This is a genomic window from Maritimibacter alkaliphilus HTCC2654, assembly GCF_000152805.1.
GTDB classification, from domain to species: Bacteria; Pseudomonadota; Alphaproteobacteria; order Rhodobacterales; family Rhodobacteraceae; genus Maritimibacter; species Maritimibacter alkaliphilus.
On sequence record NZ_CH902578.1, the window covers coordinates 1 to 12,732 of the forward strand.

At 65.8% G+C, this 12,732-nt stretch carries 11 protein-coding genes; 10 read left to right on the top strand and 1 reads right to left on the bottom strand.

Features of this window, described 5'->3' with window-relative positions; all coding sequences use genetic code 11:
* Nucleotides 1-168: 168 nt before the first annotated feature.
* The 8 genes from RB2654_RS01045 to mraY all read left to right on the top strand — a co-directional run bounded on the left by RB2654_RS01045 (nucleotide 169) and on the right by mraY (nucleotide 8,978).
* Nucleotides 169-627 carry a VOC family protein gene (locus RB2654_RS01045; RefSeq protein ID WP_008327717.1) on the top strand — a complete coding sequence of 153 codons (459 nt, stop codon included), beginning with the start codon at nucleotides 169-171 and terminating at the stop codon, nucleotides 625-627.
* A gap of 649 nt (nucleotides 628-1,276) precedes the next feature.
* The gene (gene mraZ, locus RB2654_RS01050) at nucleotides 1,277-1,774 is read left to right on the top strand and encodes a division/cell wall cluster transcriptional repressor MraZ (RefSeq protein ID WP_008327718.1); all 498 of its coding nucleotides are present in this window, start codon (nucleotides 1,277-1,279) and stop codon (nucleotides 1,772-1,774) included.
* Nucleotides 1,774-2,763: a 16S rRNA (cytosine(1402)-N(4))-methyltransferase RsmH gene (rsmH, locus tag RB2654_RS01055; RefSeq protein ID WP_040885353.1), complete on the top strand. Its 990-nt coding sequence runs from the start codon at nucleotides 1,774-1,776 to the stop codon at nucleotides 2,761-2,763. Before mraZ ends, rsmH begins: the two co-directional genes overlap by 1 nt.
* Nucleotides 2,764-2,769: 6 nt before the next feature.
* Entirely contained in the window at nucleotides 2,770-3,156 is a 387-nt protein-coding gene (gene ftsL / locus RB2654_RS01060; RefSeq protein ID WP_040885354.1) for a cell division protein FtsL, read from the top strand.
* Complete coding sequence (locus RB2654_RS01065; RefSeq protein ID WP_008327721.1) at nucleotides 3,153-4,943, top strand: peptidoglycan D,D-transpeptidase FtsI family protein; 1,791 nt, start codon at nucleotides 3,153-3,155, stop codon at nucleotides 4,941-4,943. Before ftsL ends, RB2654_RS01065 begins: the two co-directional genes overlap by 4 nt.
* Before the next feature lie 19 nt (nucleotides 4,944-4,962).
* Entirely contained in the window at nucleotides 4,963-6,450 is a 1,488-nt protein-coding gene (locus tag RB2654_RS01070) for a UDP-N-acetylmuramoyl-L-alanyl-D-glutamate--2,6-diaminopimelate ligase (RefSeq protein ID WP_008327722.1), read from the top strand.
* Nucleotides 6,447-7,871 carry a UDP-N-acetylmuramoyl-tripeptide--D-alanyl-D-alanine ligase gene (locus RB2654_RS01075; RefSeq protein WP_008327732.1) on the top strand — a complete coding sequence of 475 codons (1,425 nt, stop codon included), beginning with the start codon at nucleotides 6,447-6,449 and terminating at the stop codon, nucleotides 7,869-7,871. Before RB2654_RS01070 ends, RB2654_RS01075 begins: the two co-directional genes overlap by 4 nt.
* An 18-nt stretch (nucleotides 7,872-7,889) precedes the next feature.
* Nucleotides 7,890-8,978: a phospho-N-acetylmuramoyl-pentapeptide-transferase gene (gene mraY / locus RB2654_RS01080; protein ID WP_008327734.1), complete on the top strand. Its 1,089-nt coding sequence runs from the start codon at nucleotides 7,890-7,892 to the stop codon at nucleotides 8,976-8,978.
* Here mraY and RB2654_RS22190 read toward each other — a convergent pair.
* A complete protein-coding gene (locus RB2654_RS22190; protein ID WP_008327736.1) occupies nucleotides 8,975-10,138 on the bottom strand; it encodes a Hint domain-containing protein in 1,164 nt (387 codons plus the stop codon). The genes mraY and RB2654_RS22190 overlap by 4 nt on opposite strands.
* Before the next feature lie 193 nt (nucleotides 10,139-10,331).
* Here RB2654_RS22190 and murD point away from each other — a divergent pair, with 193 nt between their 5' ends.
* The gene (murD, locus tag RB2654_RS01090; RefSeq protein WP_008327738.1) at nucleotides 10,332-11,732 is read left to right on the top strand and encodes a UDP-N-acetylmuramoyl-L-alanine--D-glutamate ligase; all 1,401 of its coding nucleotides are present in this window, start codon (nucleotides 10,332-10,334) and stop codon (nucleotides 11,730-11,732) included.
* Nucleotides 11,725-12,657: a DMT family transporter gene (locus RB2654_RS01095; RefSeq protein ID WP_008327739.1), complete on the top strand. Its 933-nt coding sequence runs from the start codon at nucleotides 11,725-11,727 to the stop codon at nucleotides 12,655-12,657. The genes murD and RB2654_RS01095 overlap by 8 nt, the downstream gene beginning before the upstream one ends.
* Nucleotides 12,658-12,732 lie beyond the last annotated feature (75 nt).

Below are 12,732 nucleotides of genomic sequence, written 5' to 3' on the forward strand. Positions count from 1 at the left end.
CTGCCCCTGTCGCTCGACGTGCGGCTGGCCGGGGATGCGGGCAAGCCCGTCGCCCTGACCGAAGGTGCGGTGGGCGAGGCCTATCGCGCCTTGGCGGCGGACCTGATCCAGCGCGGAATCGGTTGACCGGACGGGTCGGGGCGGGTTCCCTGTCTGGGGGAGGCGCGCATGTCGAACGTCCGGACCTGCCTTTGGTATGACGGCAACGGCCATGAGGCCGCGGCCTTTTATGTCTCGCTCATTCCCGGCTCCGACGTGACGGGCGAAATGGGCCGCACGCAATCCGGCGCGCCGCTCATGGTGAATTTCCATCTCGCGGGCGTGCCCTATCAGGCGCTGAACGGCGGACCGACGTTCACGGCCAGCCCGGCGGCGTCGATCACGGTCACCACCGAAGATCAGGATGAAACCGACCGCCTCTGGGCCGCGCTCACGTCGGATGGCGGGGCGGAAAGCCGCTGCGCCTGGTGCGTGGACAGGTTCGGCATCAGTTGGCAGATCGTGCCCAAGGACCTTCCGCGTTATGTCGGTGGACCTGACCCTGAAGGCGCACGCCGCGCCACCGAGGCGATGATGGGCATGACCAAGATCGACATCGCCGCACTCAGGGCCGCCTACGAGGGCTGACTGGCCCGGCCATGGTATTTCATGGTCCCGATGCTGAAATCGGCAGGTCGGACGGGATTTCATGGTACTCACGCCAAATCACCGACGCGGGATGTTCGATTTTTGCAATTTTTGGCCGATTCATCCTTGATTCGAGGCTGAATTCTCGGCATCAGACTGCCGGTTCCCGGGATTTCGTGGTGCGGGACGCGGAAAAACCCGAAAAAATCTCAAAAAAATCGCCCTGACTACATTTGGTGTTCGCGCTTTCGTGAACTCGCTAAATCCGGGGTTTTGTTCTCTCTTTGATCTACGAAATCTTGCGTTTTGCAGGTCCGCGAAACAACATCTGGTGGCGCAGTTCCATAAAAAGGGGTTGTTTCCCATGTAATCCCATGGCATCCCTAAATCATCGAAGAGACGGGAACATAACGGGGCGACAAAGAACCCCTGAAACATCTCCCAAGTCAGGTTTCATACAGGCACCCCGCCTCTTCGGAATTGAGAGATCCGACGCGTACGCGAGCAGACATCCCCCCAGGTGGCGCACGCGATCGGGCGAACCCAGAGATGGGACGAGGGCGGCGGATTGGGCAGTGGCAGCAGCTCAATCCGTCGTTTTCGTTTCTGGCGGACGAAGACGGCGAAGGGCAGATAGGAGCCGCGGACAGTGGCCGAAGTGTTTCTGAACGGTGGGCGTCACAAGGTTGACGCGAAAGGGCGGGTCTCGATCCCGTCCGGTTTCCGTTCGGTCCTGTCCGACTGCGATCCCAACTGGACCGAAGGTCTTCCCCCTCAGTTCTATATCGTTTTCGGTGACACGCGCCGCGATTACCTCGAATGTTTCACGGTCGAGGCGATGGACGAGGTCATCACCAAGATCAAGGCGATGCCGCGCGGGTCGAAGAACCGCAAGATCCTTGAATTCGTCTACTTCCAGGGCTCGCAGAAGATGTCGGTCGACGACACGGGCCGGATCGTTTTGTCGCAGAAGCTGCGCGACCGGATCGGCCTGACCGGCGAGGCCGAGTTCGTGGCCGCGGGCGACACTTTCCAGATCTGGCATCCCGACAAGTTCGCCGAGTTCGCCGAGGATCAGACTTCGGCGCTCGAAGAGCTGCCGCCCGACATGGATGTGGCCGAGCTTCTCGACGGGATCGATCTATGATGGTCGCTGCCGCCGCCAGACCCAGCCCGCATATCCCGGTCCTCCTCAGACCTCTGCTCGAAACGGTCGCGCCGGTGTCGGGTGTCTGGATCGACGGCACGTTCGGGGCGGGGAGTTATGCGCGCGGGCTGGTCGAAGCGGGGGCGGAGACCGTGATCGGCATCGACCGCGACCCGCTGGCGCATGAGATGGCCGAGGGCTGGCTGGCGGACTACGACGGTCGTATCCGGCTGGAGCGGGGCACGTTTTCGGACATGGACGAAATCGCGGGCGACCCTGTCGACGGTGTCGTGCTCGACCTTGGCGTCTCATCGATGCAACTCGATCTCGCCGAGCGCGGTTTTTCTTTCATGCGCGACGGGCCGCTCGACATGCGCATGAGCCAGGAAGGGCCGACGGCCGCGGACCTCGTGAACGAGGCGCCGGAAGAAGAGCTCGCCGACATTCTCTATCATTACGGGGAAGAGCGTGCATCGCGCCGCATCGCCCGTCAGATCGTCCGCGCGCGCGAGGCGGAAAGCTTCAAGACCACCGCGCAACTTGCGGAAACCGTTGAGAAATGTCTGCCTCGCCCGAAGCCCGGCCAAAGCCATCCGGCGACCCGCAGCTTTCAGGCGATCCGCATCGCGGTGAACGACGAATTCGGGCAACTGGCCGAGGGGCTGGAGGCTGCCGAGCGCGCGTTGAAGCCCGGTGGCAAACTGGCCGTCGTCACCTTTCATTCGCTCGAAGACCGGGTCGTGAAACGCTTCCTGCAACTCGCCGCCTCAACGGGTGGGGGCGGTTCGCGCTACGCGCCCGCCGCCGAGGATCACACCCCGCGCTTCGACCTGACGCCGCGCCGCGCCATCGCGCCGGATGAGGAGGAGCTGGCCGAAAACCCCCGCGCGCGCTCGTCGCGCCTGCGTGTCGCGACCCGCACCGACGCGCCCGCCGAGCGCACCGACCGTTCCAAACTGGGCCTTCCTGCGCCCGCGTTCCGAGGCTGAGACATGATGCGTTCCGCTTTCTACGTCCTTGCCACACTGGCCGTCATGGGTCTGGGCTACTGGGCCTATGTCGAGAACTACAAGACCCAGCACGCGCTGGACGAGGTCGAAGACCTGCAACGCGAAATCGGGCAGATGCGCGAAAAGCTGGTCGTTCTGCGGGCCGAATGGGCCTATCTCAACCGGCCAGACCGCCTGCGCGATCTGGCCGAGATGAACTATGACCGCCTTGGGCTTCTGCCCCTGATGCCGGAGCAGTTCGGCAAGGTCGACCAGATCGCCTATCCGCAGGAAGACGCGTTCCCCTTCCTGTCGTCGGACGACTCGATCGACGTGCAGGGCAACCTCGTCGGCACCATCGATCCCTCGCCCGAGGGGGAGGATTTCCCATGACCCGCGTGCCGCTGCGCCCCTTGGCGCGCATCCTCGAAGCCCGCGCACACGGCGGCGATCCCGATGCCATCGAGCGCGAGAACAAGCAGCGTCGGCATGAGGAAATGCGCGACCGGGCCCGTCTGCGGGCCGAAGGCCGCCTTTTGGTGCTGGCCGCGATGTTCTTTTGCGCCTTCGTGACCGTTGGGGTGCGGATGGGGATGCTTTCGTCCTCGGTTCCGTCCGAACCGCGCGCCTATGCGCCGGGCGCCCAGATTTCCCAGACCCGCGCCGACATCGTCGACCGACAGGGGCGGCTGATGGCGACGAATTTCGTCACCCACGCGCTTTATGCCGAGCCGCCCAATATGGTCGAGCCCGCGCACGCGGCGGCGGAACTGGCCAGGATCTTCCCCGATCTGGAAGAGGACAAGCTGCTCGCGCTTTTCACCGGGCCGCGCAAATTCCTGTGGATCAAGCCGCAGATCAGCCCGGAGCAGAAGCAGGCGGTGCACGATATCGGCGAGCCGGGGCTGTTGTTTGGCCCGCGCGAAATGCGTCTCTACCCGAACGGCCCGGTCGCCGCGCATGTCATGGGCGGCGCACGCTACGGCGAACAGGCGGTGCAGGCCGCCGAACTGATCGGCGTCGCTGGCATCGAAAGCGCGTTCAACGACCGTCTGTCCGACCCAGCCCGCGCGGGCGAGCCGCTGATGCTGACGCTCGACCTGACCATTCAGGCGGCGGTGGAGCGCGTGCTGGCGGGCGGCATGACCGTGATGAATGCCAAGGGCGCGGCGGCGATCCTGATGGATGCACATACCGGCGAGATCATCTCGCTCGCCTCGCTGCCCGATTTCGACCCGAACGACCGCCCCAGCCCGCTGACGACGGGGTTCGACCCCTCCGAAAGCCCGCTTTTCAACCGGGCGGTGCAGGGCGTCTATGAACTCGGCTCGACCTTCAAGATCTTCGCGGCCGCTCAGGCGCTCGAGATGGGTCTGGTGAACCCGAACACCATGATAAACACGCGCGGGCCGATCAGGTGGGGCAAGCACCGGATCAACGATTTCCACGACTACGGCGCTGAACTGACGGTCAGCGACGTGATCGTGCGCAGCTCGAACATCGGAACGGCGCGGCTTGCCCAGCAGATCGGGGCCGCGAACCAGCGCGAATTCCTCGACCGACTGGGCTTCACCAAGCCGACCGCGATCCAGTTGACCGAAGCCTCGGGGAGCCAGCCCTTGCTGCCCTCGAACTGGTCGGAACTGTCGACCATGACGATCTCCTATGGTCACGGCCTGTCTGCCTCGCCGCTCCACCTTGCCACCGCCTATGCCTCGCTTCTCAACGGCGGCACGCGCGTCACGCCGACGCTGGTGCGCACCGGGCCGGTCGCGCCCGGCCCGCGCGTGGTGAGCGAACGGACATCGGCCGTCGCGCGCGACATGCTGCGGCAGGTGGTGGCGTCCGACCACGGCACGGCGTCCTTCGCCGAGGTCGCGGGCTATCAGGTCGGCGGCAAGACCGGGACCGCCGACAAGCCCAAGCCGCGCGGGGGCTATTACGACGACAAGGTCATCGCGACCTTCGCCAGCGTGTTTCCCACGAACGATCCGAAATACATCCTGATCGTCACGCTGGACGAGCCGGTGGTGACGATCCTGAACGAGGCGCGGCGCACGGCGGGCTTCACCGCCGTTCCGGTCGCCGCCGAGATCATACGCCGCGTCGCGCCGCTTCTGGGTCTCAAGCCCGAGATTGAACAGCCCGGCCCGTTGGGTGTAACACTCACGGCGAACTGACGCCGCATCCGGGGGGATCATGGCACCGCAGAAAACGCTACCGCTCTCGGCACTCGGTCTTCGGGCCAAGGGTGGGCAGGACGTTGAAATCACAGGGCTTTCCGTAGACAGCCGGACCGTCAAGCCGGGGCATCTTTTCGCCGCGCTGCCGGGGTCCAAGCTGCACGGCGGGGAATTCATCCAATACGCTCTGCGCATGGAAGCCGCCGCGATCCTGACCGACCGCGAAGGCGCGCGGATCGCGGCCGACGAACTGGCCGCGTCCAAGACCGCGCTTATCGTGACCGAAGACCCGCGCGCGGCGCTGGCCTATGCCGCGGCCCTCTGGTTCGGGGCGCAACCCGAAGTGATGGTCGCCGTCACCGGCACCAACGGCAAGACCTCGGTCGCAAGCTTCACGCGCCAGATCTGGACGGAACTGGGCTTGATGGCTGCCAACATCGGCACCACCGGGGTTGAGGGCGCCTTTGCCGCGCCGTCGCCCCACACCACACCGGAACCGATCACGCTGCACCGCCTGCTGGCCGAGATGTCGCAGGCCGGCGTGACACATGCCGCGATGGAGGCATCCTCCCACGGGCTCGACCAGCGACGGCTCGAAGGCGTGCATCTGGCGGCGGCGGGGTTCACGAACTTCACGCAGGATCACCTCGACTACCACGCCAGTTTCGACGACTACTTCCGTGCCAAGGCCCGGCTGTTCAACCGTGTGCTGCCCGATGACGGTGTGGCGGTGCTGAACGTCGACGACCCGCGCGGTCGCGAGCTGGAGGAGATCGCGCAGGAGCGCGGGCAGGAGGTCATTTCCATCGGGCGGACCGAGGATTGCACCCTGCAATTGACCTCGCAACGCTATCACATGACCGGCCAGCAGATCCGCTTTCTCTACAACGGGCGCCCGCAGACCGTGCAGCTTGACCTGATCGGCGGGTTTCAGGCGGAAAACGTGCTTGTCGCCGCTGGCCTCGCCATCGCGTCGGGCAGCGACCCGGATGAGGTGTTCGCCACCTTCCCGGCGCTCACCACGGTCCGGGGCCGGATGCAACTGGCCGCCAAGCGGGACAACGGTGCCGCGATCTTCGTCGATTACGCGCATACGCCCGACGCGCTCGCCACCGCGCTCGAAGCCCTGCGCCCGCATGTCATGGGCAAGCTCGTCGTCGTGTTCGGCGCGGGCGGCGACCGGGACACGACGAAGCGCAAACTGATGGGCAAGGCGGCGGCGGATTATGCCGATGTGGTGATCGTCACAGACGACAATCCCCGCACCGAAGACCCGGCCGCGATCCGGGCGATGGTGCTCGAAGGCTGCCCCGACGCCAACGAATACGGCGACCGGGCCGAGGCGATCCTGCGCGGCGTCGACATGCTCGACCCGGGCGACGCGCTTCTGATCGCGGGCAAGGGGCATGAGACCGGGCAGATCGTCGGTGACGACGTGTTGCCCTTCGACGATGCCGAACAGGCCAGCGTGGCCGTCGCGGCGCTGGAAGGGCGTCTCGCATGAACCTGTGGACCGCCGCCGAGGCGGCTGCCGCCACCGGGGGCAATGCCACGACCGACTGGACCGTGTCTGGGGTTTCGATCGACACCCGGACTTTGCAGCCCGGCGACCTGTTCGTGGCGCTGGCGGACGTGCGCGACGGGCATGACTTCGTGAAAGACGCACTCGCCAAGGGGGCAGGGGCCGCCATGGTTTCGCGCATCCCCGAGGGCGTGCGCACAACCGATCCTCTGCTCGTGGTGGAGGACGTTCTGCCTGCTCTCGAACGTCTGGGCGCGGCCGGGCGGGCGCGCACGCAGGCGCGGGTCGTGGCGATCACCGGGTCGGTCGGCAAGACCTCGACCAAGGAAATGCTGGCCACCATTCTTGACCGGCAGGCGCGATGCCACGCGGCCGAGGCAAGTTACAACAACCACTGGGGCGTGCCCCTGACGCTGGCCCGGATGCCGCGCGAGACGGATTTCGCCGTGATCGAGATCGGGATGAACCATCCGGGCGAGATTGCACCGTTGACCCGACTTGCCCGCCCGCATGTCGCGCTCATCACCACCGTCGCCGCCGTCCACCTTGAAGCGTTCGAAAATGTGGAAGGCATCGCGCGGGAAAAGGCCGCGATCTACGAGGGGTTGGAGCCTGCGGGCGTCGCGATCCTGCCGGGTGAGATCGACACCACCACGATCCTTCTAGCCGAAGCCGACAAACGCGCGGGCCGGGTCGAGACCTTCGGGCTGGGTGCGGCCAATACGCTGCAACTCACCCACCTCGACCTGACGGACACCGCGACCGTGGCCCAGATCGAGGTGGGCGAGGTCACGCATCTGGTGCGTCTCGCCACGCCGGGGCGCCACTTCGCGATGAACGCGGTGGCGGTGCTTGGCGCGGTGCGTGCGCTGGGAGGCGACGTGACGCTGGCCGCCCGCGATCTGACCTTCTGGACCCCGCCCGCCGGGCGCGGCACCCGTGAATTCGTCCAACTCGACCCGGTCGAGCGCGAAGGAGTCACGCTGATCGACGATGCCTTCAACGCGAACCCCACGTCGATGGCCGCCGCGCTCGAGGTGCTGGCCGCCACCAAGCCCGCCCACGGACACGGCCGCATCGCGCGCGGTCGGCGGGTCGCCGTGCTGGGCGATATGCTGGAACTGGGGCCGGACGAGGCCGCGCTTCACGCGGGCCTTGCCGACCTCGACCACCTCGACGCCATCGACCAGGTGCATTGCGCCGGGCCGCTGATGCATCACCTCTGGGCGGCGCTGCCCGCCGAAAAACAGGGGCGCTGGTCTGAAAAGGCCGAGGATCTGGCCGCCGAGGCCCACAACCTCATCGACGCCGGCGATGTTCTGCTGGTGAAGGGCTCGAAGGGCAGCCGCGTCTCGCGCGTGGTTGACGCCATCCGAAAACTGGGCCATCCGCAAGACGCTTAAGAACAAGGGACGCGAGACATGCTTTACTGGTTGGCCGAACTGTCCGACGGTGGCGACTTTTTCAACCTGTTTCGCTACATCACGTTTCGCGCGGGCGCGGCGTTCTTCACGGCGCTGATCTTCGGATTTCTGTTCGGTCGCCCGCTCATCAACCTGTTGAAACGGCGCCAGAAAAACGGGCAACCGATCCGCGCGGACGGGCCCGAGGGGCATGTGCTGACCAAGGCCGGGACGCCGACGATGGGCGGGGCGCTTATTCTCGGCGCGATCACGGTCTCGACGCTGCTCTGGGCGCGGCTCGACAATGGTTTCGTTCTTGTCGTGCTCGGTGTGACGCTGAGTTACGGGCTGATCGGGTTCGCCGACGACTATTCCAAGATCGCCAAGAACGACAATTATTCGGGTCTGTCGGGCAAGTTGCGCCTGACGCTTGAAGGGGTCATCGCGCTGGCGGCGTCCTACGTCATCATGACGCTGCATCCGGCGGAACTGACCGGCCAACTTGCCTTTCCGGTGTTCAAGGATCTGCTTCTGAACCTCGGCCTGTTCTTCCTGCCGGTGGCGGCCTTCGTCATGGTCGGGGCCGCGAATGCCGTGAACCTGACCGACGGTCTGGACGGGCTGGCGATCATGCCGGTGATGATCGCTGCGGGCACGCTGGGCGCCATCGCCTATGCCGTGGGCCGGGTCGACTTTACCGAGTATCTCGACGTGCACTACGTGCCCGGCACGGGGGAGTTGCTGGTCTTCGCGGCGGGGTTGATCGGCGGCGGACTGGGCTTTCTGTGGTACAACGCGCCGCCCGCCGCCGTGTTCATGGGCGACACCGGATCGCTCGCGCTCGGTGGCGCGCTCGGCGCCATCGCCGTGTCGATGAAGCATGAACTGGTGCTGGGCATCGTCGGCGGTCTGTTCGTGGTCGAGGCGCTTTCGGTCATCATTCAGGTGCTCTATTTCAAGCGCACCGGGAAACGGGTGTTCCTGATGGCGCCGATCCATCACCATTTCGAAAAACGCGGCTGGGCCGAACCTCAGATCGTGATCCGGTTCTGGATCATTTCGCTGATCCTCGCGCTGGTGGGGCTGGCGACGCTGAAGCTGCGCTAGGAGACCAGACGCAGGGGCGGGGCGGTTCGCGTCGCGTCCGCGTGCGGCTCGACCAATCCGGTATCGACCAGGGGCTTCAGGTTCTTCTGATGCCGCCGGATCAGTTCCTTGACGAGCGGACCCTTTTCGATGATCGGGCGCGCGGGCCGTGACAGCCCGTCCCCAAGGGGGAGGAGCGCGTCCTGCGCGGTCTGCTCCAACACGTCACGCGCCTCGGCTTCGATCAGAAGCGTTTCGGCATAGGCCCCATCGGCACGGACGATTTCATGCGTTCCGAGGAAGAGGTGGCAATAGGTCACCTCGGGCAGGCCCTTGAGCCGGTCCACGCCCGGAAGCCCGACGAGCTTCTTGGCCGGAACGAGGATTTCGGCGCAGCCGAACATGCGACCGGCGATGCGCGAGGCCACGAACATCCGGTGATGCGGCGACACGATCAGGTCGCGCTCGGGCATTCCGGCGCCGAACGCGCCGCGTTTGAACCGCACGGGCGCATTGCGTTTGCGCCGCATGGCGTTGTCGAGCGGGAGCGTCTTGTGCCCGACCCAGAGGACGGGTCGCGGACCATGATCCAGAGTGACGACCAGATCGCCCACCGCGATGGTTTCGACGGGGCGCGGGCCGGTGGGCGTGTCGATGGACGTGCCGGCCGCGAAGCACACCGCGACGTTGTTGTTCTGATCGAGGTCGATCTTGACGTCGTCGCCCGCCGGGTCCCAGTCGAGCCCTCGGGTCTGGACCGACGTGATGCCCGGCATGTCCCCGGCGCCGTCGTCGAACGCCATGAAATAACGGTCGCTGCCACCGCCCAGAGGCGTGGCCACGATGAACGCGACCTGCGAAGTGCCGTCGTCACCGACGAGGTTTCGCGTCGCGCCACCGTCGTAAGTGACGGTGACCGGGTTCGACGTGCTCGAAGGCGTAACGATCTGGATAGAATACTCGACGCCATCGATGAACAGCCGTCCGGCATCGGCGTCCTGTGTTTCGTTGATCTCCGTGATCTGGGTGGCGGAGTTGTTGTTTTCGTCGTCGGTATAGGTCGCGTTGTCGACGTAACCGATGATGTCGCCGTCACCACCCGGCGCCGTGGTGAAGGTCCGGTTTTCGCCGAGGCTCGACAACTCGACGAGATCGTAAAGCGGCGTATTGCTCGCTCCCATTCGTCACTCCGCAGCACTGGAAACACAAAATACGGCTTTGAGTGTTGCGAAAAAGATTGGTTCCCAGACGGCTGAAATGTGGAATTTCCGGGAACATCGTTGCGAATTTTCGCGAAAACCTGCGCGGCGCTTGGGGCCACTGGTCAACCCTCACCGGCCGCGTTACCAAGATCGCGTCACGAAGGAGCGTTCCATGATCCCCGTCCACGGATACGAAGGCGAAAAGGTCGCCGTGCTGGGCCTTGGCCGATCCGGGCTCGCCACCGCGCGGGCGCTGCAGGCCGGGGGGGCGATCCCGTTGTGTTGGGACGACGGGGCCGAGGCACGGGCGCGGGCCGAAGCGGCGGGGCTGACCCTGCACGATCTCGGCCGCCGCGAGGCGTTCGAGGGTGTCGCCGCGCTCATCACCAGCCCCGGTATCCCGCATCTCTATCCCGAGACGAACAAACACATCGCGCGGGCCTACAAGGCGGGCATCCCGGTCGATAACGACATCGGGCTGTTCTTCCGCTCGCTCGGGTCGGGCGCCTGGGACGAGATGGACCAGCCGCCGCGCGTGGTCGCCGTCACCGGATCGAACGGGAAATCCACGACCTCGGCGCTGATCCATCACATCCTGAAGGTGGCCGGGAAACCCGCGCAGCTTGCGGGCAACATCGGGCGCGGGGTGCTCGACATCGAACCGCCGATCGATGGCGAGGTGATCGTGCTGGAGCTGTCCAGCTATCAGACCGATCTTGCGCGCGCGCTCACCCCCGACGTGGCGGTGTTCACCAACCTGTCGCCGGACCATCTTGACCGTCATGGCGGGCCGGGGGGCTACTTCGCCGCCAAACGCCGCCTGTTCGCCGAGGGCGGGCCGGATCGCGCGGTCGTCGGCGTGGACGAGCCCGAGGGGCTTTTCCTCGCCGGTCAACTGGCGATGGGGCCGGGCGACGACCGGGTGATCCGCGTGTCGGTCGACGAGAAGCTCACCGGGCCGGGCTGGCTGGTCTATGCCCGCAAGGGGTTCCTGTCGGAGACGCGCAAAGGCAAGCAGGTCGGGTCCATCGACCTGCGCACCATCGCGAGCCTGCCGGGCACGCATAACCATCAGAATGCCTGCTGTGCCTATGCGGTCTGCCGCACGCTGGGCCTGTCGCCCAAGGTCATCGAACAGGCGTTCCATTCCTTCGCGGGCCTGCCGCACCGTTCGCAACTGGTGGCCGAGGCGGGGGGCGTGCGCTACGTGAACGACTCAAAGGCGACCAATGTGGATGCCGCCCTGATGGCGCTTCTCGCCTTCAGGAACATTCGTTGGATCGTCGGCGGCCTTCAGAAAGAGGGCGGCCTGTCGGGGCTGGCCGAGGGGCTGCCCAACGTCGCCAAAGCCTATGTCATCGGGCGCGAGGCGGAAGCCTTCGCGCGTGACCTCGGCGCGGTCGAGGCGCAGGTCTGCACGACGATGGAGGCGGCCGTGGCCGCCGCCATGGCCGACGCGCAGTCCGGCGACACCGTGCTGCTCGCCCCGGCGGCGGCGAGTTTCGATCAGTACGACAGTTTCGAAAAGCGGGGCGAGGATTTCATCGCCCGCGTGAAAGCCGCGCTTGACTGAAGAACGGCAACGAACCGGCTTCGGGATTTCGCTCAAGATCGGTGCGGTGCTGTGCTTCACGATCATGGGCGCGCTCATCAAGGGCACCGAGGGGCGCGTGCCGACCGGCGAGGTCGTGTTCTTCCGCTCGTTCTTCGCAATTCCGATCATGATCGGCTGGCTGGCCTATGTCGGCCAGTTGCACGAAGGGGTGCGCACGTCGCGGCCCTTCGGGCATATGTGGCGCGGTTTCATCGGCACGACCGCGATGGGCCTGATGTTCACCGCGCTTACGCTCCTGCCGCTGCCCGAGGTGACGGCGCTGCAATACGCGACGCCCTTGTTCATCACCATTCTGGCGGCCATCCTTTTGGGCGAGCGCATCCGGCTCTTTCGGATGTCGGCGGTTCTGATCGGCCTCGTCGGGGTGCTGGTCGTGCTCTATCCACGGCTGAGCGGGTTTGGCGAGGCGGGCGGGGCCGAATCCCTCGGCGCGCTCATCATGATCGTATCCGCCGTCGCGGCGGCCCTTGCGCAGGTGCAGGTGCGCCGTTTGGTGGCGACCGAGCGTCCGGCCACGGTCGCGCTGTATTTCTCGTTCTCATCGACCCTCTACGCGCTTCTCACGCTGCCGTTCGGCTGGGTCGTCCCCGGCGGCATGGATGCCGCGCTGCTCATCCTGACCGGGCTTGTCGGCGGGGTCGGGCAGGGGATGCTGTCGTCGTCCTACCGCTATGCCCCCGCCAGCGTGATCGCCCCCTTCGACTATGCCTCGATCTTCTTCGCCACGGCCCTTGGCATGATCTTCTTCGACGAGGTGCCAACGCGCACGACGCTGCTCGGGGCCGCCATCGTGATCGCGGCGGGCATCCTCATCATCTGGCGCGAACGCAAGCTGGGCATGAACCGCGCGGCATCGCGGCGGGCCAAGCAGCCGCCATTTTGAGCGGTTCGCGCGCGCGCCGGACCTATGCAGCACAGGCTTTTGGCGCTAGAGTGAAGACAGACCCGGAAAACCGGG